22 protein-coding genes are annotated in these 21171 nt (G+C 60.5%); 8 read left to right on the top strand and 14 right to left on the bottom strand.

The genetic code is table 11. From position 1 onward, the window contains the following. Positions 1–48: 48 nt before the first annotated feature. Positions 49–1209 (bottom strand): Do family serine endopeptidase AlgW, encoded by a 1161-nt coding sequence (gene algW / locus PSH91_RS22405; protein ID WP_047228651.1) that lies wholly within the window; start codon positions 1207–1209, stop codon positions 49–51. Between the two features lie 104 nt (positions 1210–1313). Here algW and PSH91_RS22400 point away from each other — a divergent pair, with 104 nt between their 5' ends. From PSH91_RS22400 to cysN, 3 genes are all read left to right on the top strand, one after another. Next, complete coding sequence (locus tag PSH91_RS22400; protein ID WP_047228650.1) at positions 1314–2072, top strand: Nif3-like dinuclear metal center hexameric protein; 759 nt, start codon at positions 1314–1316, stop codon at positions 2070–2072. Between the two features lie 251 nt (positions 2073–2323). Beyond that, on the top strand, positions 2324–3241 hold the full coding sequence (gene cysD / locus PSH91_RS22395) for a sulfate adenylyltransferase subunit CysD (protein ID WP_003178041.1): 918 nt from the start codon (positions 2324–2326) through the stop codon (positions 3239–3241). Positions 3242–3250: 9 nt separating this feature from the next. Then, positions 3251–5149, top strand: coding sequence for a sulfate adenylyltransferase subunit CysN (cysN, locus tag PSH91_RS22390; RefSeq protein WP_305466785.1), 1899 nt, complete (start codon positions 3251–3253; stop codon positions 5147–5149). Between the two features lie 195 nt (positions 5150–5344). Here the strand turns inward: cysN and PSH91_RS22385 are convergent, their stop codons facing one another. From PSH91_RS22385 to PSH91_RS22375, 3 genes are read right to left on the bottom strand one after another with little or no spacing between them, the layout of a single operon-like run. Beyond that, complete coding sequence (locus tag PSH91_RS22385) at positions 5345–6253, bottom strand: acyltransferase (RefSeq protein ID WP_047228648.1); 909 nt, start codon at positions 6251–6253, stop codon at positions 5345–5347. Further along, complete coding sequence (gene pta, locus PSH91_RS22380; RefSeq protein ID WP_047228647.1) at positions 6254–8353, bottom strand: phosphate acetyltransferase; 2100 nt, start codon at positions 8351–8353, stop codon at positions 6254–6256. A 58-nt stretch (positions 8354–8411) separates the two neighbouring features. Beyond that, entirely contained in the window at positions 8412–8750 is a 339-nt protein-coding gene (locus tag PSH91_RS22375) for a DUF3565 domain-containing protein (RefSeq protein ID WP_076383569.1), read from the bottom strand. Between PSH91_RS22375 and PSH91_RS22370 the strand changes: the two genes are divergently transcribed. The 3 genes from PSH91_RS22370 to PSH91_RS22360 all read left to right on the top strand — a co-directional run bounded on the left by PSH91_RS22370 (position 8719) and on the right by PSH91_RS22360 (position 11063). After that, on the top strand, positions 8719–9204 hold the full coding sequence (locus tag PSH91_RS22370; protein ID WP_047228645.1) for a peptidylprolyl isomerase: 486 nt from the start codon (positions 8719–8721) through the stop codon (positions 9202–9204). The genes PSH91_RS22375 and PSH91_RS22370 overlap by 32 nt on opposite strands. Positions 9205–9317: 113 nt before the next feature. After that, positions 9318–9800, top strand: a complete 483-nt coding sequence (locus PSH91_RS22365; protein ID WP_047228644.1) for a glutathione peroxidase — start codon at positions 9318–9320, stop codon at positions 9798–9800. A gap of 159 nt (positions 9801–9959) precedes the next feature. Further along, on the top strand, positions 9960–11063 hold the full coding sequence (locus PSH91_RS22360; RefSeq protein WP_305466784.1) for an NADH:flavin oxidoreductase: 1104 nt from the start codon (positions 9960–9962) through the stop codon (positions 11061–11063). A gap of 129 nt (positions 11064–11192) precedes the next feature. Here PSH91_RS22360 and PSH91_RS22355 read toward each other — a convergent pair whose 3' ends face one another. Then, positions 11193–12392 carry a glycosyltransferase family 1 protein gene (locus PSH91_RS22355; RefSeq protein WP_173406567.1) on the bottom strand — a complete coding sequence of 400 codons (1200 nt, stop codon included), beginning with the start codon at positions 12390–12392 and terminating at the stop codon, positions 11193–11195. A gap of 39 nt (positions 12393–12431) precedes the next feature. Next, the gene (gene cysZ, locus PSH91_RS22350; protein WP_047228641.1) at positions 12432–13187 is read right to left on the bottom strand and encodes a sulfate transporter CysZ; all 756 of its coding nucleotides are present in this window, start codon (positions 13185–13187) and stop codon (positions 12432–12434) included. Between the two features lie 300 nt (positions 13188–13487). Between cysZ and trxB the strand changes: the two genes are divergently transcribed. Next, positions 13488–14450 carry a thioredoxin-disulfide reductase gene (gene trxB / locus PSH91_RS22345; protein WP_047228640.1) on the top strand — a complete coding sequence of 321 codons (963 nt, stop codon included), beginning with the start codon at positions 13488–13490 and terminating at the stop codon, positions 14448–14450. A gap of 214 nt (positions 14451–14664) precedes the next feature. Here the strand turns inward: trxB and PSH91_RS22340 are convergent, their stop codons facing one another. The 7 genes from PSH91_RS22340 to PSH91_RS22310 form a co-directional block, all read right to left on the bottom strand. Further along, entirely contained in the window at positions 14665–15915 is a 1251-nt protein-coding gene (locus PSH91_RS22340; protein WP_160893398.1) for an aspartate aminotransferase family protein, read from the bottom strand. Between the two features lie 304 nt (positions 15916–16219). Further along, positions 16220–16558 (bottom strand): HopJ type III effector protein, encoded by a 339-nt coding sequence (locus tag PSH91_RS22335; RefSeq protein ID WP_076383572.1) that lies wholly within the window; start codon positions 16556–16558, stop codon positions 16220–16222. Then, positions 16551–16847 (bottom strand): DUF1244 domain-containing protein, encoded by a 297-nt coding sequence (locus PSH91_RS22330; RefSeq protein WP_076383573.1) that lies wholly within the window; start codon positions 16845–16847, stop codon positions 16551–16553. Before PSH91_RS22330 ends, PSH91_RS22335 begins: the two co-directional genes overlap by 8 nt. Positions 16848–16944: 97 nt before the next feature. Beyond that, on the bottom strand, positions 16945–17325 hold the full coding sequence (folX, locus tag PSH91_RS22325; RefSeq protein ID WP_047228636.1) for a dihydroneopterin triphosphate 2'-epimerase: 381 nt from the start codon (positions 17323–17325) through the stop codon (positions 16945–16947). After that, positions 17326–17883, bottom strand: a complete 558-nt coding sequence (folE, locus tag PSH91_RS22320) for a GTP cyclohydrolase I FolE (RefSeq protein WP_047228635.1) — start codon at positions 17881–17883, stop codon at positions 17326–17328. It abuts the gene before it with no gap. A gap of 20 nt (positions 17884–17903) precedes the next feature. Then, positions 17904–18614, bottom strand: coding sequence for a dihydromonapterin reductase (gene folM, locus PSH91_RS22315; RefSeq protein WP_305466783.1), 711 nt, complete (start codon positions 18612–18614; stop codon positions 17904–17906). A gap of 134 nt (positions 18615–18748) precedes the next feature. Beyond that, positions 18749–19318 carry an antibiotic biosynthesis monooxygenase gene (locus tag PSH91_RS22310; RefSeq protein ID WP_047228633.1) on the bottom strand — a complete coding sequence of 190 codons (570 nt, stop codon included), beginning with the start codon at positions 19316–19318 and terminating at the stop codon, positions 18749–18751. Between the two features lie 219 nt (positions 19319–19537). Between PSH91_RS22310 and PSH91_RS22305 the strand changes: the two genes are divergently transcribed. Next, on the top strand, positions 19538–20497 hold the full coding sequence (locus tag PSH91_RS22305; protein ID WP_305466781.1) for a MerR family transcriptional regulator: 960 nt from the start codon (positions 19538–19540) through the stop codon (positions 20495–20497). Between the two features lie 23 nt (positions 20498–20520). On the opposite strand, the gene PSH91_RS22300 is transcribed toward PSH91_RS22305, so the two are convergent. Continuing rightward, a complete protein-coding gene (locus PSH91_RS22300) occupies positions 20521–21126 on the bottom strand; it encodes a hypothetical protein (protein WP_047228631.1) in 606 nt (201 codons plus the stop codon). Positions 21127–21171 lie beyond the last annotated feature (45 nt).

Genomic DNA, 21171 nt, shown 5'->3' with positions numbered 1-21171 from the left:
CCTCACCACAAGGGACCCTTGGCCAGCAAGGCCGTTGCTATCGCGCAGTTACTCTTCTTCCTTCACCACCACCGGTGCCGGCGGTGGGCGCAAACCGATTTCTGCGGTGAGCTTGAGCTCCTTGCCGTTGCGCATCACCTGGATGGCGACCTTGTCGGTGGGTTTGATCCGCGCCACCTGGTTCATCGAGCGACGGCCGTCACCGGCGGGTTCGCCGTCGATGCTCAGGATCACGTCGCCCAGTTGCAGGCCGGCCTTCTGGGCCGGGCCATCGCGGAAAATGCCTGCTACCACGATCCCGGGACGCCCGGACAGGCCGAAGGACTCCGCCAGCTCCTGGGACAGCGGCTGCACTTCAATACCCAGCCAGCCCCGAATCACCTGGCCGTGTTCGATGATGGACTTCATCACTTCCATGGCCAGCTTCACCGGAATCGCAAAACCGATGCCCTGGCTGCCGCCGGACTTGGAGAAGATCGCCGTGTTGATCCCGGTCAGATTGCCGTTGGCATCCACCAGCGCGCCGCCGGAGTTTCCGGGGTTGATCGCGGCATCGGTCTGGATGAAGTCTTCGTAATTGTTCAGGCCCAACTGATTGCGCCCAGTGGCGCTGATGATGCCCATGGTCACGGTCTGGCCGACGCCGAAGGGGTTGCCGATGGCCAGGGTGACATCGCCGATGCGGATGCTGTCCGAACGCCCAATGGTGATGGCCGGCAGGTTCTTCAGGTCGATCTTCAGCACCGCAAGGTCGGTTTCCGGGTCGCTGCCGATCACCCGGGCCAGGGTTTCGCGACCATCCTTGAGCGCCACCACAATCTGGTCGGCGCCGCTGGTGACGTGGTTGTTGGTCAGGATATAACCTTCAGGGCTCATGATTACGCCCGAACCCAGGCTCGACTCCATGCGTTTCTGCTTGGGTGAGTTGTCGCCGAAGAAGCGCCGGAACTGCGGGTCTTCGAACAGGGGATGGCTGGATTTGTTGACGACCTTGGTGGTGTACAGGTTGACCACGGCCGGTGCCGCGATCGTCACGGCATCGGCGTAGGACACCGGCCCTTGTTGCAGTGCCTTGGTCTGTGGTGCCTGCTGCAGGTTGACGTCGAGGCTCGGTAGGCCGACCCACTCCGGATAACGCTGGATAATCAGTAGAGCGACAAGCACGCCGGCCAACAGAGGCCAGCCGGAAAAACGCAGCGCCTTGAGCATTAAGCACGTCCTACAAAGGTTGCAGGCGGTGTGAGACCGCCCATAATGTCGCGCATTATACGAGGCCGCGCGCGCCTCTGAACGGGATATTTAGGAGTCTTTTCATGGCCGTAGCCCTGAACACCCTGGTAGAAGAAGCGGATCGTTACCTGGCCGCCGCCAGGATTGCCGATTACTGCCCCAACGGTTTGCAGGTCGAAGGCGCCCCTCAGGTGACGCGCATAGTCAGCGGTGTCACCGCCAGCCAGGCATTGCTCGATGCTGCAGTGGAGGCTGACGCTGATCTGGTGCTGGTGCATCACGGGTATTTCTGGAAAGGCGAAAATCCGTGCGTCACCGGCATGAAGCAACGTCGCCTCAAAACCTTGCTCAAGCACGATATCAGTCTGCTGGCCTACCACTTGCCGCTGGATCTGCATGCCGAGGTGGGCAATAACGTGCAATTGGCTCGCCAGTTGGACATTACCGTCGAAGGGCCGCTGGACCCGGACAACCCCAAGGTCGTCGGCCTGGTGGGCTCCTTGTCCGAACCGATGACGCCTCGGGACTTCGCCCGTAAAGTGCAGGAAGTCATGGGCCGCGAACCTTTGTTGATCGAAGGCGAGCAGATGATCCGCCGGGTCGGCTGGTGCACGGGCGGAGGCCAGGGCTACATCGATCAGGCCGTGCTGGCCGGGGTTGATCTGTTTCTCAGTGGCGAGGCGTCCGAGCAGACCTTTCACAGCGCCCGGGAAAACGGCATCAGCTTCATCGCCGCCGGGCACCATGCGACCGAGCGCTATGGTGTGCAGGCATTGGGCGATTACCTGGCGCGGCGCTTTGCTTTGGAGCATATCTTCATAGATTGCCCGAATCCCATCTGACTAACGCTGAACTGAATGTGGGAGCGGGCCTGTGGGAGCAAAGCTTGCTCGCGATAGCGGTATTGCATGTGCCGACGTCATCGCGAGCAAGCTTTGCTCCCACGGAGGCCACCGCAACGCCCGAACCGGCAGGCATATCCATATGCTGTTTCGATCTAGTTGGCGCCCTGATTAGAAGAGGTCGCTGTGCTAGGATTCCCCGCTCGAACACGGCCCGCTGGCCGTTCATAAGAAAGTTTTCGTGAGTAGCCATGGTCGACAAACTGACGCATCTGAAACAGCTGGAGGCGGAAAGCATCCACATCATCCGCGAGGTGGCCGCCGAGTTCGATAACCCGGTGATGCTGTACTCCATCGGTAAAGACTCCGCCGTGATGCTGCACCTGGCACGCAAGGCGTTCTTCCCCGGCAAGCTGCCGTTTCCGGTGATGCATGTCGACACCCGCTGGAAATTCCAGGAAATGTACAAGTTCCGCGACCGCATGGTTGAAGAACTGGGCCTGGACCTGATCACTCACGTGAACCCGGACGGCGTGGCGCAAGGCATCAACCCGTTTACTCACGGCAGCGCCAAGCACACCGACATCATGAAGACCGAAGGCCTGAAACAGGCTCTGGACAAGTATGGTTTCGACGCCGCTTTTGGTGGTGCCCGCCGCGATGAAGAGAAGTCCCGCGCCAAGGAGCGCGTGTACTCGTTCCGCGACAGCAAGCATCGCTGGGATCCGAAGAACCAGCGCCCGGAGCTGTGGAACGTCTACAACGGCAAGGTCAACAAGGGCGAGTCGATCCGCGTATTCCCGCTGTCGAACTGGACCGAGCTGGACATCTGGCAGTACATCTACCTCGAAGGTATCCCGATCGTGCCGCTGTACTTCGCCGCCGAGCGCGAAGTGATCGAGAAGAACGGCACGCTGATCATGATCGACGACGAGCGCATCCTCGAGCACCTGTCCGATGAAGACAAAGCCCGTATCGTCAAAAAGAAAGTGCGGTTCCGTACCCTTGGCTGCTACCCGTTGACGGGCGCGGTGGAGTCCGAGGCCGAAAGCCTGACGGACATCATTCAGGAAATGCTCCTGACGCGAACTTCCGAGCGCCAGGGCCGGGTCATCGACCACGATGGCGCAGGCTCGATGGAAGATAAGAAACGTCAGGGTTATTTCTAAGGGGTTGTCATGTCGCACCAATCTGATTTGATCAGCGAGGACATCCTCGCTTACCTGGGCCAGCACGAGCGCAAAGAGCTGCTGCGTTTTTTGACCTGCGGTAACGTCGACGACGGCAAGAGCACCCTGATCGGGCGCCTGCTGCACGACTCCAAGATGATCTACGAAGATCATCTGGAAGCCATTACCCGCGATTCGAAGAAAGTCGGCACCACCGGTGACGACATCGACCTGGCGTTGCTGGTCGATGGCTTGCAGGCCGAGCGCGAGCAAGGCATCACCATCGATGTCGCGTACCGCTATTTCTCCACGGCCAAGCGCAAATTCATCATCGCCGACACCCCGGGCCATGAGCAGTACACCCGCAACATGGCCACCGGAGCTTCCACCTGTGACCTGGCGATCATTCTGGTGGATGCCCGCTACGGCGTGCAGACCCAGACCCGTCGCCACAGCTTTATCGCCTCGTTGCTGGGCATCAAGCACATCGTCGTGGCCATCAACAAGATGGACCTCAAGGACTTCGACCAGGGAGTGTTCGAGTCGATCAAGGCCGACTATCTGAAGTTCGCCGAAGGCTTGAAGATGAAGCCCACCAGCATGCACTTCGTGCCGATGTCGGCCCTCAAGGGCGACAACGTGGTGAACAAGTCCGAGCGCTCGCCTTGGTACACCGGCCAGTCGCTGATGGAAATTCTCGAGACCGTGGAAGTGGCGGGCGACCGTAACTTCACCGACCTGCGTTTCCCGGTGCAGTACGTCAACCGTCCGAACCTGAACTTCCGCGGTTTCGCCGGCACCCTGGCCAGCGGCATCGTGCACAAGGGCGACGAAGTGGTGGTGCTGCCTTCGGGCAAGAGCAGCCGCGTGAAGTCCATCGTCACTTTCGAAGGCGAGCTGGAACACGCGGGCCCTGGCCAGGCAGTGACGCTGACCATGGAAGATGAGATCGACATCTCCCGTGGCGACCTGCTGGTGCATGCCGACAGCGTGCCGCCGGTCACCGACAGCTTCGAAGCGATGTTGGTGTGGATGGCCGAAGAGCCGATGCTGCCGGGCAAGAAATACGACATCAAGCGCGCCACCAGTTACGTGCCGGGCTCGATTGCCAGCATCGTCAACAAGGTCGACGTGAACACCTTGGAAGAAGGCCTGGCCAGCGCGTTGCAGCTCAACGAAATCGGCAAGGTGAAGATCGCCCTGGATGCGCCGATCGCCCTGGACGGTTACGAGAGCAACCGCACCACCGGCGCGTTCATCGTCATCGATCGCCTGACCAATGGCACTGTCGGCGCCGGCATGATCGTCGCCCAGCCGCTGGCTCACGGCACCAGCACGCACCACGGCAAACTGGCTCATGTGTCGGTGGAAGAGCGCGCCCAACGCTTCGGCCAGCAACCGGCCACGGTGCTGTTCAGCGGCCTGTCGGGTGCTGGCAAAAGCACGCTGGCCTATGCGGTGGAACGCAAGCTGTTCGACATGGGTCGTGCGGTCTTCGTGCTCGATGGCCAGAACCTGCGTCATGACTTGAACAAGGGCTTGCCACAGGACCGTGCCGGACGTACCGAGAACTGGCGTCGTGCGGCCCACGTTGCCCGTCAGTTCAACGAAGCCGGGCTGCTGACCCTAGCCGCGTTCGTCGCGCCGAATGCAGAAGGGCGCGAGCAGGCCAAAGACCTGATCGGCAAGGAACGTCTGCTGACGGTCTATGTCCAGGCCTCGCCAATCGTCTGCGCCCAGCGTGATCCGCAAGGTTTGTACGCTGCTGCCGGCGACAACATCCCCGGTGAGTCCTTCCCGTATGACGTGCCGCTGGACGCCGATCTGGTGATCGACACCCAGTCGCTGACCCTGGAAGAGAGCGTCAAGCAGGTGCTGGATCTGCTGCGCAAGCGTGGGGCGATCTAAGGAAGCCGCTGCAAGCTTCTAGCTTCAAGCGACAAGAAAAAGCCCGCAGATGAGCGATCATCTGCGGGCTTTTTCATTTCAAGGAACAACTCGGTCAACTGTGGGAGCGAGCCTGCTCGCGATAGCGGTGGGTCAGTCTCCATTTATCCAAGCTGAGACACCGCAATCGCGAGCAGGCTCGCTCCCACAAGGGATTCAATGGCGGTCTGGATACTCCCGATGCATCTGTTCCAGCAACGCATCTTTATCCTGCCACAACTGATTGATCCAGCCCTGGAACTCCAGGCGATAGGCGCCGTCCTGGTCGTAGTTCCTGCCGATGAACTGCGGCGGAATCTTCAGTTCCTGGAAATGCACCACCACTTCGTCAACTTTTCCGCAGAGCAAATCCCAGTACCCCGGTCGGCCGCCGGGATAGTGGATGGTCACGTTGATGATCGACTCCAGCTGTTCGCCCATGGCATCGAGCACAAACGCAATCCCACCGGCCTTGGGTTTGAGCAGGTAGCGAAAGGGTGACTGTTGCTGGGCATGCTTGCCTTCGGTGAAGCGTGTGCCTTCGACGAAGTTGAAGATGCCCACGGGGTTGTTGCGAAATTTCGCGCAGGTCTTGCGGGTGGTTTCCAGGTCCTTGCCTTTCTTTTCCGGGTACTTCTCCAGGTAAGCCTTGGAGTAGCGCTTCATGAACGGGAACCCCAGGGCCCACCAGGCCAGGCCGATCACCGGTACCCAGATCAGTTCCTGCTTGAGAAAGAACTTCAATGGGCGAATGCGCCGGTTCAGCACGTACTGCAACACCATGATATCGACCCAACTCTGGTGGTTGCTGGTGATCAGGTACGAGTGCTGGTAGTCCAGGCCTTCCAGGCCGCTGAGGTGCCAGCGGGTGCGGCGCAGCAGGTTCATCCAGGCCTTGTTGTTGCTGATCCAGGCTTCATGAATGTGGCCCATCAGCCAGTCGGTGAAACGCTGGGCGGCGGGGAAGGGCAGCAACAGCTTGAAGATGGCCACGATGAACAGCGGGGTGCAGCAGGCGATGGTGTTCAACGCCAACAGCAGCGAGGCAATGACGCCGCGCACAGGAGCAGGCAGGAAATCCAGCATTTAAATATCCATGGGTCGGTTGGCGGCCTGGATCGCGGTCAGGGCGATGGTGTACACGATGTCGTCGACCTGAGCGCCGCGGGGCAAGTCGTTTACGGGTTTGCGCAGGCCTTGCAGCATTGGCCCGAGGCTGACGCAATCGGCGCTGCGTTGCACGGCCTTGTGGGTGGTGTTGCCGGTGTTCAGGTCCGGGAAGATGAACACCGTCGCCCGGCCGGCCACCTGGCTATTGGGCGCCAGTTGTCGGGCCACGGTTTCGTTGGCGGCGGCGTCGTATTGCAGCGGCCCGTCGATCAGCAAGCCGTGTTGCGCCTCGTGGGCCAGCAGGGTGGCTTCGCGGACTTTCTCCACCTCTTCACCGCTGGCCGACTCGCCGCTGGAATAGCTGAGCATTGCCACCCGTGGCGTGATGCCGAACGCGGCAGCCGAGTCGGCGCTTTGCAGGGCAATCTCCGCCAGCTCCGCGGCACTGGGATGCGGGTTCATCACGCAGTCGCCATAGACCAGCACTTCTTCGGGGAACAGCATGAAAAACACCGAAGACACCAGCGAGCATCCCGGGGCGGTTTTGATCAGTTGCAAGGCCGGGCGGATGGTGTTGGCGGTAGAGTGGATAACACCGGACACCAGCCCGTCGACCTCATCGAGCGCCAGCATCATGGTGCCGATCACCACGGTGTCTTCCAGTTGCTGTTCGGCCATCGGCGCGTTCAGGCTTTTGCTCTTGCGCAGCCGCACCATCGGTTCGACGTAACGCTCACGAATCGAATCCGGGTCGAGGATCTCCAGCCCCGGCGGCAGTTCGATGCCCTGGGCTCGAGCCACTGCCTCGACGTCCGCCGGTTTGGCCAGTAGCACGCAGCGAGCGATGCCTCGGGCCTGGCAAATGGCGGCGGCCTGGACTGTCAGCGGTTCACTGCCCTCAGGCAGCACAATGCGTTTGTCGGCGGCCTGGGCGCGCTGGATCAATTGGTAGCGGAACACGGCCGGCGACAAGCGCATTTCCCGTGGCGTACCGCAACGCTGATGCAGCCATTTGGCATCCAGGTGGCTGGCGACAAAATCGGTGATGATCTCCGCACGTTCGCGGTCGTCGATCGGAATTTCCTTGTTCAAGCCATTGAGCAGGTTGGCGGTGTCGTAAGACCCGGTACTGACCGACAGCACCGGAAGCCCCGCCTGCAAGGCGCCTCGACAAAGGTCCATGATGCGCGGGTCGGGCAGGGTGTCGCTGGTCAGCAGCAGGCCGGCCAACGGTACGCCGTTGAGCGCTGCCAGGCTCACGGCCAGGATGATGTCGTCGCGATCACCCGGGGTCACCACCAGCACGCCGGGCTTGAGCAGCTCCACGGTGTTGCGCATGGTGCGGGCGCAAATAATGATGTTGCTCATGCGCCGGGTTTCGTAATCGCCGGCATTGAGCACCTGCGCGCCCATCAGGTCGGCCACGTCACGGGTGCGTGGGGCGTTGAGTTCGGGGCGGAACGGGATGCAACCCAGCAGGCGGAAATCGCCGCTGCGCAACAGCGGCGAGTGCTCCTTGAGCCGCGCGGAGAAGGCCTCCATGCTTTCCTCGGTATGGACTTTGTTCAGGATCACGCCGAGGACTTTCGGGTCTTTGGGCCCGCCGAACAACTGCGCCTGCAGCTCGACGCGACCGGAAAGCTCGGTCAGCACTTCGTTCTCCGGCGCCGACACCAGGATGACCTCGGCGTCCAGGCTCTTGGCCAGGTGCAGGTTGACCCGCGCGGCATAGCTGGCGTTGCGGGTCGGGACCATACCCTCGACGACCAGCACGTCCTTGCCGATGGCAGCCTGCTGGTAGAGGGTGATGATTTCTTCCAGCAACTCATCGAGCTGGCCGTCGCCCAGCATGCGTTCGACGTGCGCCAGGCCCAGCGGCTGCGGCGGCTTGAGGCCGTGGGTGCGGGCCACCAGTTCGGTGGAGCGTTCCGGTCCGGTATCGCCGGGATGGGGCTGGGCGATAGGTTTGAAAAAACCGACTTTCAGCCCGGCCCGTTCGAGTGTGCGCACCAGCCCGAGGCTGATGGAGGTCAGACCCACACCAAAATCGGTGGGCGCGATAAAAAAAGTTTGCATGCGGATTCTCTAAAGGTGCATGGCAAAGGCGAGGCTATAACTGCCGTCTACCGTCAATTCAGGCGCCAAGGTTATCGCTAACCGGGGCCTGTGCGCACCAGCCGCAGTCAAAGGACTGGCCTATTTTTTCAATACGTTGCGCCGGGTCCAGCACCCAGGCCCGGGACTGCCACGGCGGCAGGTGGCGCAGATGCTGGGTGTGGCCACAGGACAGCTCGGCCACCCAGTGCCCGTCCTCATCCTGATGAAAACCGGTGACCGTCGGTCTGTTCGAACAAGCCCGTTTGTCCGGGTTCCGTTCGCTTTCGGGCAAATCCTTGTTTAGACTTGTCCGTTCTTCATTCTTATGCAAAAGGTCTCGCCCCATGCTGATCGCCGCCAATAAGGCTGTCTCCATCGACTATACCCTGACCAACGACGCTGGTGAGGTCATCGACAGCTCTGCCGGCGGCGCTCCGCTGGTCTACCTGCATGGCGCAGGCAACATCATCCAGGGTCTGGAAAAAGCCCTGGAAGGTAAAACTTCCGGTGACGAGCTGAACGTTACCGTTGAGCCGGAAGATGCTTATGGCGAATACTCCGCCGAGCTGGTCAGCACCCTGAGCCGCAGCATGTTCGAGGGCGTGGATGAGCTGGAAGTAGGCATGCAGTTCCACGCTTCGGCCCCCGATGGCCAGATGCAGATCGTCACCATCCGCGACCTGGAAGGCGATGACGTCACCGTTGACGGCAACCACCCGTTGGCCGGTCAGCGCTTGAACTTCCAGGTCAAGATCGTCGACATTCGTGATGCCAGCCAGGAAGAAATCGCCCATGGTCACGTCCATGGCGAAGGTGGCCATCACCACTGATTTGTGCGCTACGCTCAAGTGAACCGGAAAGGCGCCTTACGGCGCCTTTTTAGTCTGTTGCTGTTAGCATCGTCCATGGCTGTTCGAAAAGATCCGCAAACCTGGAGTTCGTCATGAGTGCTTTCCACGACCTTAAACTTAAAGCCCTGGATGGTCAGGAACTTGATCTGGCGCCGTTCAAGGGGCAAGTCGTGCTGGTGGTCAATGTCGCCTCCAAATGTGGCCTGACACCTCAGTACGCTGCGTTGGAAAACCTCTATCAGCAATACAAGGCCAAGGGGTTCTGTGTGCTGGGCCTGCCTTGCAACCAGTTCGCCGGACAAGAGCCGGGGACGGAACAGGAAATCCAGGATTTCTGCAGCCTCAATTATGGTGTGACGTTCCCGTTGTCCAGCAAACTGGAAGTGAACGGGCACGACCGTCATCAGTTGTACCGTCTGCTGGCAGGCGAGGGGGCCGAGTTTCCGGGGGACATCACCTGGAACTTCGAGAAGTTCCTGCTGGGCAAGGACGGTCGGGTGCTGGCGCGTTTCTCACCGCGCACGGCGCCGGATGATCCGGCCGTGATCCAGGCTATCGAAAAAGCCTTGAGCTGAACCTCTGGAGCAACCATCACCCTGTTGTGTGCGGGCACACTCCTCTCGGCTTCCTTTTGATCCACAATCATTCAAATCAATAGTGCTACCCATTGCTTTCCACGGTCCATATTATCGCTGTCATATTCGACCTGCGACCCTGTTTCCGTGGAGTGTCCCATGCCTGTAAAAGCCTTGTTCAAACCCTTCCATCTCGGTGCGCTGGAGCTGCCGACCCGGGTAGTTATGGCGCCGATGACTCGCTCCTTTTCCCCAGGCGGCGTGCCGAACGCCAAGGTCGTGGAATATTACCGCCGTCGCGCGGCGGCCGGCGTCGGTCTGATCATTACCGAAGGCACGACCGTCGGGCACAAGGCCTCCAACGGTTATCCGAACGTACCGCATTTTTACGGCGAGGCCGCGCTGGCCGGCTGGAAACAAGTGGTTGATGCCGTGCATGCCGAAGGCGGCAAGATCGTTCCGCAGCTCTGGCACGTAGGTAACGTGCGGCGCTTGGGGACCGAGCCGGACGCGAGCGTGCCGGGCTATGGTCCTTCGGAAAAACTCAAGGACGGCCAGGTCGTGGTTCACGGCATGACCCAGGCGGATATCGACGAAGTCATCGCAGCGTTCGCCCAGGCGGCGAAAGACGCCCAGAGCATCGGCATGGACGGCGTGGAGATCCACGGCGCCCATGGTTACCTGGTGGACCAATTCTTCTGGGAGGGCAGCAACCAGCGCACCGACGGTTATGGTGGAAGTCTGGCCAACCGATCGCGCTTCGCCATCGAACTGATCCGCGCCGTGCGTGCTGCGGTAGGTGAAGGGTTCCCGATCATCTTCCGTTTCTCCCAATGGAAGCAGCAGGACTACACCGCGCGTCTGGTGCAAACGCCAGAGGCCTTGGGCGAATTCCTCCAGCCTTTGGCAGAGGCCGGTGTGGATATTTTCCATTGCTCGACACGTCGCTTCTGGGAGCCTGAATTCGAAGGCTCCGAGCTGAATCTGGCGGGCTGGACCCGCAAGCTGACCGGCAAGCCAACCATCACCGTCGGCAGCGTTGGCCTGGATGGCGAGTTCCTGCAGTTTATGGTCAACACCGACAAAGTCGCGCAGCCGGCCAGCCTGGAGAAACTGCTGGAGCGCCTGAACAATGATGAGTTCGACCTGGTGGCGGTGGGGCGAGCCCTGCTGGTAGACCCGGATTGGGCGCAAAAAGTGCGTGAAGGCCGGGAGCAGGAGATCTTGCCGTTCAGCCGTGAGGCGTTGATGACACTGGTTTAAGCGGCGCCTGCCATCGCGAGCAGGCTCGCTCCCACACCGGATTTGGGTTGTTCACCGAACGTGTGATCAACACAACACCCTGTGGGAGCGAGCCTGCTCGCGATGGCGGCCCCAGCATCACTGAAAAAATCAGCGCACCGTCGGCGCAGCCGGCATCACCTGTTCACCGACACAAACCCCGCGCAACTGCGTCTCGAACTGCTCGATCACCGATGGCCAGCCCTGGCGACTGGCATGCTGGCGCGCATTGAGCCGCACACAACGCAAGGTTTCACGCTCCTCCAGCAGCCACCGGGCCGCGTCGCAGAACGCCTCTTCATCCCCCGGCATGGCCAGCACGCCGTTGTGACCGTGACGGATGTGTTGCGCCGCCGCGGCCTGATCATAGGCCACCACACCCAACCCGGACGCCAGCGCCTCCAGCACGACATTGCCGAAGGTTTCGGTCAGGCTCGGAAAGACGAATACATCCCCGGACGCATAGTGGCAGGCCAGCGATTCGCCACGCTGGGCCCCACAAAAGATCGCGTCGGGCAGTTCCTGTTGCAGCGCGGCCCGTTGTGGACCGTCGCCTACTACCACCAGTTTCAGCCGCCGCTCCGGGAAAGCGCTGCACAGTGTGTTGAAACTGCGTTTGAGCAGACCCAGGTTCTTCTCCGACGCCAGACGCCCGACGTGGATCAGCGCAATATCGTCATCGCCCAAGCCCCAGGCCTCACGCAGGGTTGTCGAGCGTTTGATCGGATGGAACAGTTGGCTGTCCACACCGCGGGACAACAGCGCCACGCGCTCGAAATGCCGGCGTTCCAGCTCCATGCGCTGGCTGAGGCTCGGCACCAGGGTCAGGCTGGAGCTGTTGTGGAACCAGCGCAGGTAATGGGTTAGGACACGACTCAACAACCCGAGGCCATACTGCTGGGTGTATTGCTGGAAATTGGTGTGGAAGCCACTGACCACCGAGATGCCCAGGCGCCGGGCCGCCCGCAATGCCGATAAACCCAGCGGCCCTTCCGTGGCGATATACAGCACGTCCGGGCGATGACGTTTCCAGCGCCGCAGCAGCTTGTGCATCGAAGCCTGGCCCCACTGCAAGCCCGGATACCCCGGTAGCGGCCAGCCTCGGCACAGCAACAACTGCTCGTCGCTGGCCTGGCGTTGGTCGCCAGCCTGACGGGGCCGTATCAATTCCACCTGATGCCCGCGAGCGCGCAAGCCGTCGCACAGACGGCCCAGGGTATTGGCCACGCCATTGATTTCCGGCGGGAAGGTTTCGGTGATGAGGGTGATATGCAGGTGTGTGCTCATGACCCCAGTGTCGACCGGGGCCATTTCGCCATTGTGACGCTTGAATGATGGATTTGTGACGGGTCAGCCTTGGCGGGCCAACGCGGTCTCGGCGCCTTGCTCGCGCACCCAGAACAAGGTCGCGCCGGCTACCGCTGCCGGCATCATCAGGATGTTGACCACCGGGATCAGCAGCACCAGGTACACGCTGCCGCCAAAACCCAGGCTCTGCCAGCGTTTTTCCCGCAGCCAGGCGAGCATTTCGTTCCAGCCCAGCTTGTGGTTGTCCGCCGGGTAGTCGATGTACTGGATCGCCATCATCCACACCCCGAACAGCAGCCATAACGGCGCGGCGACGATATTGATCACCGGAATGAAGGACAGCACCAGCAGGCCCAGGGCGCGGGGCAGGAAGTAGCCGAGCTTGCGTGCCTCCCGGGCCAAGGTGCGAGGGATCATGGCGATCAACTCGCCCCAGCTGAAGGCCGGGAAGTCGTCGGTGCCACGGATCACCACTTCGACTTTCTCCGCGAGAAAACCGTTGAACGGCGCGGCGATGACATTGGCGAGCATAGTGAAGGTGAAAAACACCATCAGCACCACAAGCACCACGAACAGCGGCCACAGGACATAGTTGAGAAAGCTCAGCCAATCCGGTAACGACGGCATCAGCGTGTCGACCCATAGGCTGAACTGATGGCCGGCCAGGTAGATCAATCCGACGAACAGCACCAGGTTGATCACCAATGGCAACAGCACAAACAAGCGCAGACCCGGGCTTAAGACCAGTTTGAGTCCTTCTCGCAAATATTGCGGGCCGGACAGGACGGGGGCGGGCATAAGAGGCTCCGAGCGAAGATGAACGCGCCGACCATACCGGCTTTGCCGGGCTCGGGAAAGCATCGACATGGCGTGTAACAACGTTTGCCGAGTTTATTGAACTGACGGATCTGGATAGAGCTCACCTATGAGCTGGATTGTTAAACCGTATTTCCTTAATCTTCGCTCCCTCGATACGCTGCACCCATTCTTTTCAGGACTGTCGAACCCAAGCCTTCCCCAAGTGCGTCAACAGTCCCTTTTATTCGCGCCGCTCACCCGGCGTTCCGGCCCGCGAGGGCCGGTCAACAGGAGCAGGTCATGTCTGAAGTGCGTCATTCGCGAGTGATTATTCTCGGTTCCGGCCCTGCCGGTTACAGCGCTGCGGTGTATGCCGCCCGTGCCAACCTCAAGCCGTTGCTGATTACCGGCATGCAAGCCGGCGGTCAATTGACCACCACCACCGAAGTCGACAACTGGCCGGGCGACGTCCACGGTCTGACCGGCCCGGTGTTGATGGAGCGTATGAAAGAGCACGCCGAGCGCTTCGAGACCGAGATTGTTTTCGACCACATCAATGCCGTGGACTTCGCCGCCAAGCCGTACACCCTGACCGGTGACAGCGCGACCTACACCTGTGATGCCCTGATCATTGCAACCGGTGCCAGCGCTCGTTACCTGGGCCTGCCATCGGAAGAAGCCTTCATGGGCAAAGGCGTTTCCGCCTGTGCCACTTGCGACGGCTTCTTCTACCGCAACAAGCCCGTGGCTGTGGTGGGTGGCGGTAACACCGCCGTCGAGGAAGCCCTGTACCTGGCCAACATCGCCAGCACGGTCACCCTGATCCACCGTCGCGAAACCTTCCGCGCCGAGAAGATCCTGATCGACAAGCTCAATGCCCGTGTGGCTGAAGGCAAGATCATCCTCAAGCTCAACGCCACCCTGGATGAAGTGCTGGGCGACAACATGGGCGTGACCGGTGCCCGGCTGAAGAACAACGACGGCAGCTTTGACGAGATCAAAGTCGACGGTGTGTTCATCGCCATCGGCCACACTCCGAACACCTCGTTGTTCGAAGGCCAACTGGAACTCAAGGACGGCTACCTGGTGGTCAAGGGCGGCCGCGACGGCAACGCCACTGCCACCAGCGTCGAAGGTATCTTCGCGGCCGGCGACGTGGCGGACCACGTCTACCGTCAGGCGATTACCTCGGCGGGTGCCGGTTGCATGGCAGCCCTGGACACCGAGCGTTACCTGGATGGTCTGCAGAACGCTTCGTTCTGATTCAACAGGTACAAAAAAACCGGCTTCGGCCGGTTTTTTTATGCGCGGGATTTTTCTGTTCAGTGGACAAGATGTTTTGTTCACCACAACCCCCCTGTGGGAGCGAGCCTGCTCGCGATGGCGCCGGGTCAGCTTGCATCAGTGTTGGATGTGCCACCGAATCGCGAGCAGGCTCGCTCCCACAGTTTTTTGTGTGGTCAGGGGAATCTGTATTTCAAGACAGCTTCGCCAAGCACGTCTCCAGAATATCCAACCCTTCCTCCAACACCGCCGCCTCGGTCGTCAACGGCGCCAGCAGCCGAATGATGTGCCGCGATTTACCGCTGGGCATCAGCAACAAACCAGACTCGCGCGCCAAGGCCAGCAATTGCGTCAATTGTGCCGAAGCCGGGCTGCCGTCGGCATGGGCCAGTTCGATGCCGCGCATTGCCCCGACGCCAGTCAGGCGGCCCAGGTAAGGGGACAGCCCGCGACTGCGCCATGACGCGTAGCGGCTGACTATCGCCTCTTCCTGTTGCGTGCCCCAGGCTTGCAGGTTTGCGTCGGTCATTTCCTCCAGGGTTGCCAATGCGGCGGCGCAGGCGATGGGATTGCCTGAGTAAGTGCCGCCCAAGCCACCTTTGGGCAGATTGTCCAGCAGCGCCTTGCGCCCCACCACGGCGCCCAGGGGGACGCCGCCGGCAATGCTTTTACCCAGCAGGATCAGGTCCGGCTCGATGCCCAGTCGCGAGAACGCAAAGCGCTGGCCGGTGCGACCGAAGCCGGACTGGATTTCATCGATGATCAGCACGATGCCTTTCTCGTCGCAGAACTGCCGCAGGGCCTGGGCAAAGGCAATATCCATCGGCAGGAAACCGGCTTCGCCCTGCACCGGTTCGACGATGAAACACGCCACGTCATTTACGTCGATCTCGACGCTGAACAACCGCTCCATGGCCTTCAACGCTTCTTCGCAGGTGACGCCGTTGTCCTTGCTGGGGTAGGGCAGGTGATAGACCGGTCCGGGTAGTACGCCGACTTTCTGTTTGTAGGGCGCGACCTTGCCGTTGAGATTGAGAGTGGCCAGGGTTCTGCCGTGGAAGCCGCCATCAAAGGCGATGACGGCCGTGCGCCCCGTGGCGCCGCGCACGATCTTCAAGGCGTTTTCCGCGGCTTCGGCGCCGCTGTTGGTGAGCATGCCGCTGACCGGGTAATCCACCGGGATAAATGCTGCCAGACGCTCCATCAATTCGATGTAGGGTGCGTGCGGGGCGGCGTTGAAGGCGTAGTGCGTCAGCCGGGTTGCCTGTTCGCGGATGGCTTCGACGACACGGGGATGGCAGTGGCCAAGGTTCAACACGCCGATGCCGCCCACGAAATCGATGTAGCGTTTGCCGTCGGTGTCCCAGACCTCGGCATTTTTGCCGTGGCTGAGGCTGACAGGGTGCACGGTGGAAATCGATTGGCTGATGGTTTCACTGCTCATGGATGACGGCTCGGAGGAAGGAAAGATTCCCTTTATCTAAGCCGCGAGCAGAGGTGGCCGGCAAACGAAATAAAGTTGCCGGGTCAATCTTAAAAGTCGGGATGTGAGATCAGTGAGTCTGGCGAGAACTGTTTCTGTGGCGAGGGAGCTTGCTCCCGCTGGACTGCGCAGCAGTCCCAAATCAGCACGCCTGGTGCATCAGTTCACATGCCGGGGCCGTCTGGGGGCTACTTCGCAGCCCAGCGGGAGCAAGCTCCCTCGCCACAGAAAAGCGGACCTCGGCACAGAGGGGAGGCGCGTTGGGTCAGCGCCGCCGCAACGGCTGAGTCTCGAACTTCACACCCGCCAAGCCATGGGCCATCAGCGCCCGGATATTGCCGTGGTCGCTGCCCTCAGGCGTGGCCAGTACCGACCGGTAATGTTCGCCGAACGCCAGCAGCGCTTCTTGATCGCTCAAGCCTTCGAGCAGCGCCAGGCCCAGGGTCTTGCAGGAACCTTCGTTCTGCCCGGCGGCGTTGTCGACGTCACCGTTTTTAAAAGGCTGAGGCTGGTAGTCGTAGCCATTGGCGATAAACGCCAGGGTGTCGGCAAAAATGTGTTCGCCGCTCTTGAGGCTGGCGCGCAGGGTGTTCAGGTCAGGCATCGGGTTTTCCTTTGGCGAACGCCGCTTGCTGTTCGGCGCTGGCTTCTTGCTGGTATTGGGCTTTCCACTCGGCGTAGGGCATGCCGTAAACCACTTCGCGGGCGTCATCGAGGCTGACCTCGATCTGGCGTTCATCGGCAGCTGCCTTGTACCACTTGGACAGGCAGTTACGGCAGAAGCCGGCGAGGTTCATCAGGTCGATATTCTGCACATCCTTGCGGCTGTCCAGGTGGGCAACCAGCCGACGGAAAGCGGCGGCTTCAAGTTCGAGGCGTTGTTGGTCGTTCATGGTGGTCTCTGCGAGACAGCTTCAAGTGGCAAGCTTCAAGCTGCAAGTGGGTTTGCGGTCATCAGGCTTGAAGCTTACAGCTTGTAGCTTTTAGCGGCTACGAAGTAGCCCGGCTGGCGGCGAGCGTAATCGATACCGACTCGGCAAATCGCAAGGCGTGGGGCTTGTCGACTTCGACTTCGGCATACAGCACCGATTCGTTGGCCATGACCAGATCGAGCAGTTCCTGGGTCAGGCGTTCGAGCAGGGCGAAACGGTTGCCTTCCACGTGGGCGATGATCGCCTTGGTGATGGTGCGGTAGTTCAGAGCGTGGTCGATGTCGTTGTCGCGCACCGCATCCTGGGCCGCGTAGAGGATGGTCAGGTTGATCAACACATCCTGTTTGTTGAGGATTTCGTCCTCGTTGATGCCAATGAACGTGCGCAAGCGCAAGTCCTTGACCTTGATGCGCGCCATGGCGGGTTGAAGTTGTGGCATTTACTTGCTCCGTCGAATCAATTGCAGGAACTCCTGGCGGGTGGTGCTGGATTCGCGAAAGACGCCGAGCATCACCGAGGTGTTCATGGTCGAGTTCTGTTTTTCGACACCGCGCATCATCATGCACATGTGCTGGGCTTCGATCACCACGGCAACGCCGGCGGCCTGGGTGACCTGCTGCACCGCGTCGGCAATTTGCCGGGTGAGGTTTTCCTGGATTTGCAGGCGGCGGGCGAACATGTCCACCAGCCGGGCGATCTTCGACAGCCCCAGGACCTTGCCCGTAGGAATATAAGCCACATGAGCCTTGCCAATGAAGGGCAGCAGATGATGTTCGCACAGGGAATAGAGTTCGATGTCGGCGACGATCACCATTTCATCGCTGTCGGAGGCGAACAGGGCGCCGTTGACGATCTGTTCGACGCTTTGTTCATAGCCGTGACAAAGGTACTGCATGGCCTTGGCCGCGCGCACCGGAGTATCCAACAGGCCTTCGCGTTCCGGGTCTTCACCCAGGCCGATGAGGATCTCGCGATAGTTCTGGGGCGATAGCGCCATGGTGCATCCTCGAAGCAAGGCTATTTGACGTGCCGGCCGCCGTTGACGGTCAGGGTCGTGCCGGTGACGTAGGGGTTGTCCAGCAGATAACGCAGGCTCTGATAGATCACTTCGCTGCCGGGCTCGATGCCCAGCGCGGACTTGGCCAGGGCCTTGGCACGGTAGGCCGCGTCGTCTTCGGGATTGAACAGTAGCAGGGCCGGGGCAATTGCGTTGACCTTGATGTGTGGCGCGTATTTCGCCGCGAACGACAGGGTCAGGCTTTCGAGCCCGGCCTTGGTGGCGCAATAGGCGATATGCCGGCTGCTGCCCTTGCGCGTGACGTCATCGCTGATGTGCACGATATCCGCCGGGGTTGAGCGTTGCAGCAGCTCGGCACACTGCAGGTTGATCAGGTAGGGGGCGAGCATGTGCACGGCGAACATGGCGTTGAACGCAGCGGCTTCGTGGCCGGGCGTCTCGGTCAGCCATGCCGAGGCGTTGTGGACAATGGCGCGCAATCGGTCGGTGTGCTGCTTGAGCTGATCAATGAAGGCCGAAATCCCGGTTTCATTGGAAAAGTCAGCGAACAGCACGATCGCCCCCAGATCCCGCAACGCCTGCACGCCCGGGCGCTCGGTGCGGAAAGTGGCGATTACCGGATGACCGTCTTCGAGCAATCGACGGGCGCAGTGCAAACCGACGCGCTGGGCTGCGCCAGTGATCAGGATCGGAGCGGTGGCGCTGGACATAGGAAGGCTCGTTTCACGGCAATCGCAAAACTATAACAGCGACGCAAGGTGGCGACGACTCTGTGGGAGCAAGCCCGCTCCCACAGTGACCCTTGTTGAACGCGAACGCTGCGGCCGACGAGAACGGCCCGGCATCACTGATTCTGCGTAGCCGGCTTGGCTGGCAGTGCTTTGGGCGCTGCACCGTTCAACCAACCCGCCAGCAGGTGAGTCGACATCGGAATAAACAGATAGACCATCAATGGCGTCAGAATGAGTGTGCTGATCAGCACGCGGCTCATCATTCCCAGCTCACTGAGCAATGGCCCCAGCAGAAAGTTGAACAGAAGCGACACCGGAAAGAACGCGAGCCAGATGGCCACGGCCTGTTTCCAGCGTGGTGGCCGTTGATCGCCGGCGCCAAACCAACCGTCTATACCGCGCACCCTGTGTTCCGAAGGGTGGGCAAACAGCTCGCTGCCTCGCGCCAGCCACGCCGTGCGCGAGGCCGAGTGCTCCCAGGCATGCAGGGTCTGCTCGTCGGCAAAGCGGAAAATAATCTGGAATTCATCGCTCTGAGGCGGTGGCGCGAGTACACCGGAACCCAGGTAGCCGGGAAAGTCGGTGGCCAATTGTTCGCCTTCGCGCAACCAGACGATCAGGTCCTGATAGCGCCCATTGGCGACACGACGGGCAACCATCAAGGTGACGGGTGAGGTAGACATTATGTATCTCCGTAAAACAGGTGCGGTACTCCGGGTAGGAGATTCGCGGGAACGCCCCAGGGTGGTGGGGCGCGTCCGTTCGCCAAAAAGCACGCAAGGTTTATTCCTTCTTGAGTGAAAAGCAACAAAATCGCGCATCAGTGGCGTTTGTTCTTGTCATCCTATGACTCAGAGGGAGTACACTGGGATCCAATTTGCCAGCCGGAATTGTCTGCCAAAATGAGCGTAATCACTGAGGATAACTTCGTTTTCCAGGCAACCACTGCCTTGAGGCAGGAGGAACTGTTCCCCATCCGCGAAGTAGCGCGGTTGACCGGCGTGAACCCCGTGACCTTGCGCGCGTGGGAGCGTCGCTACGGTCTGATTCAGCCCACGCGCACCGAAAGCGGGCATCGCTTGTACTCCGTCGGCGATATCGAAAAGGTGCGCAGCATCCTCGCCTGGATTGAGCGCGGGGTGGCCGTGAGCAAAGTGGGAAAGATCCTGACCAAGACCGAATCGGTGCAACCGGTTTCCGCGCTTATTTCCTCGGATCTGGTGAGAGCCGATTATGCCCAGTGGCAACAACAGGTGGCTGGGGCGGTTGGCAACTTCGACGACATAGAGCTGGACCGTCTCTACGGGCAGATATTTTCCACCTACGCCGTGCCGATCGTATTTCAGGACATCCTGATGCCGGTCTGGCGGCAGTTGCAGCAACGCCAGCAGGAGTTCGGACAAACCAGCGAATGGGTGTTTTTCGATGGGTTCCTGCGCTCACGCATTATCCAGCGACTCCTCCTCAAGCGCGAAGCCCAGTCGCGACGGGTGTTGGTCGTGGGCATTGTCGGTCAATGTCGAGAGCTGGAGTTGCTGGTCACGGCGCTGTTCGTCTCCAAGGCGGAAGTCGGCGTCAGGGTGTTGACCATTGGGCTGCCATTCGACGAACTGACCCTGGTGTGCCAAAAGGTCCAGCCGTTGGCGTTGGTGCTGGTTTCCAACCATGCACCGCCTGCCGAGTTACCTAAGCGCCTGAACAAGTTGGCGATGGGCCTGGACTGCCCGCTGATGCTGGCCGGTGATGCGTCCGATCTGCTTCAGGACAGCCTCGCCGGGTCGTCGATCGGTTGCCTGGGCAGTGAAGGGACCTTGATACATCAGCGGTTGCGACAGCTATTGGCGGGAAATCTGGATACCTGATAACCGGCAGGTCAAGCCGTGCACTAGATGTGCATGGCCGGATGGGTCAGACGGTGTTGCTGAAGGATGTATTGGCGCAGGCGCTCGGTCTCATCCTCGTCATTCTGGCTCAGGTGGTAGGCGTACAGGCCCTGATCGGTTTCCCGTTCCAGTGTGCCGCGCAAGGAAATCCTTTCATAACCTGATGGGCTGAACCACAAGGCAAATTGCTTTGGCGGCTTGGTCCGACTGCGGTTTTGCAACAGGATTCCTTTGCAGGACACCTCATGGGCCCAGAGCGGCCCGGGCAGGCCTTTGGCATTTTCCAGCGCCACCGGCTCGTCAAGCGTGAGGCGCCATGGCCGAATTTTTGGCCCATCTTCGTAGATGCTGGGCACACCCAGACGCAGGTGCATTGCGTGGAATTCGTCTTCCACCAGGTGCAACGGAAAAGTCATTTGCTGGTTTTCGAAGTTGGCTTGCAGCGTCACCTGTTCGTTGGCCGCCAGACGCGTCAGCAAGTCACGAATCTGCGACCCGCCGTTTACCAGCAAGCTCGACGTTACATCCCGCTCGTTGAGTTGCGGGTTGTGCTGCATGGTCCGGATGAAATCCAATTCATCCTGCGTCAGTAGGGCGTCGCGCTGCATGATGTGCTCGAAAAGAGGATTTACACTTTCACTGGTGATTGTAGT

It is taken from the genome of Pseudomonas sp. FP1154 (assembly GCF_030687245.1).
GTDB classification, from domain to species: Bacteria; Pseudomonadota; Gammaproteobacteria; order Pseudomonadales; family Pseudomonadaceae; genus Aquipseudomonas; species Aquipseudomonas rhizophila.
Note: the sequence above shows the minus strand (reverse complement) of the source record. Positions and strands in the feature narration are given on the sequence as shown.

Excerpts from the sequence above, each read along its gene's own strand:
- folX (WP_047228636.1), bottom strand. The coding sequence starts at position 17,325 with ATGCCACAACTTCAACCCGCCATGGCGCGCATCAAGGTCAAGGACTTG.
- PSH91_RS22375 (WP_076383569.1), bottom strand. The coding sequence starts at position 8,750 with ATGGAGACAGCCTTATTGGCGGCGATCAGCATGGGGCGAGACCTTTTG.
- cysD (WP_003178041.1), top strand. The coding sequence starts at position 2,324 with ATGGTCGACAAACTGACGCATCTGAAACAGCTGGAGGCGGAAAGCATC.
- cysN (WP_305466785.1), top strand. The coding sequence starts at position 3,251 with ATGTCGCACCAATCTGATTTGATCAGCGAGGACATCCTCGCTTACCTG.
- trxB (WP_047228640.1), top strand. The coding sequence starts at position 13,488 with ATGTCTGAAGTGCGTCATTCGCGAGTGATTATTCTCGGTTCCGGCCCT.
- PSH91_RS22300 (WP_047228631.1), bottom strand. The coding sequence starts at position 21,126 with ATGCAGCGCGACGCCCTACTGACGCAGGATGAATTGGATTTCATCCGG.
- PSH91_RS22305 (WP_305466781.1), top strand. The coding sequence starts at position 19,538 with ATGAGCGTAATCACTGAGGATAACTTCGTTTTCCAGGCAACCACTGCC.
- folM (WP_305466783.1), bottom strand. The coding sequence starts at position 18,614 with ATGTCCAGCGCCACCGCTCCGATCCTGATCACTGGCGCAGCCCAGCGC.
- PSH91_RS22310 (WP_047228633.1), bottom strand. The coding sequence starts at position 19,318 with ATGTCTACCTCACCCGTCACCTTGATGGTTGCCCGTCGTGTCGCCAAT.
- PSH91_RS22400 (WP_047228650.1), top strand. The coding sequence starts at position 1,314 with ATGGCCGTAGCCCTGAACACCCTGGTAGAAGAAGCGGATCGTTACCTG.
- cysZ (WP_047228641.1), bottom strand. The coding sequence starts at position 13,187 with ATGCCCGCCCCCGTCCTGTCCGGCCCGCAATATTTGCGAGAAGGACTC.
- PSH91_RS22355 (WP_173406567.1), bottom strand. The coding sequence starts at position 12,392 with ATGGCCCCGGTCGACACTGGGGTCATGAGCACACACCTGCATATCACC.
- PSH91_RS22385 (WP_047228648.1), bottom strand. The coding sequence starts at position 6,253 with ATGCTGGATTTCCTGCCTGCTCCTGTGCGCGGCGTCATTGCCTCGCTG.
- pta (WP_047228647.1), bottom strand. The coding sequence starts at position 8,353 with ATGCAAACTTTTTTTATCGCGCCCACCGATTTTGGTGTGGGTCTGACC.
- algW (WP_047228651.1), bottom strand. The coding sequence starts at position 1,209 with ATGCTCAAGGCGCTGCGTTTTTCCGGCTGGCCTCTGTTGGCCGGCGTG.
- PSH91_RS22335 (WP_076383572.1), bottom strand. The coding sequence starts at position 16,558 with ATGCCTGACCTGAACACCCTGCGCGCCAGCCTCAAGAGCGGCGAACAC.
- PSH91_RS22365 (WP_047228644.1), top strand. The coding sequence starts at position 9,318 with ATGAGTGCTTTCCACGACCTTAAACTTAAAGCCCTGGATGGTCAGGAA.
- PSH91_RS22340 (WP_160893398.1), bottom strand. The coding sequence starts at position 15,915 with ATGAGCAGTGAAACCATCAGCCAATCGATTTCCACCGTGCACCCTGTC.
- PSH91_RS22360 (WP_305466784.1), top strand. The coding sequence starts at position 9,960 with ATGCCTGTAAAAGCCTTGTTCAAACCCTTCCATCTCGGTGCGCTGGAG.
- folE (WP_047228635.1), bottom strand. The coding sequence starts at position 17,883 with ATGGCGCTATCGCCCCAGAACTATCGCGAGATCCTCATCGGCCTGGGT.
- PSH91_RS22330 (WP_076383573.1), bottom strand. The coding sequence starts at position 16,847 with ATGAACGACCAACAACGCCTCGAACTTGAAGCCGCCGCTTTCCGTCGG.
- PSH91_RS22370 (WP_047228645.1), top strand. The coding sequence starts at position 8,719 with ATGCTGATCGCCGCCAATAAGGCTGTCTCCATCGACTATACCCTGACC.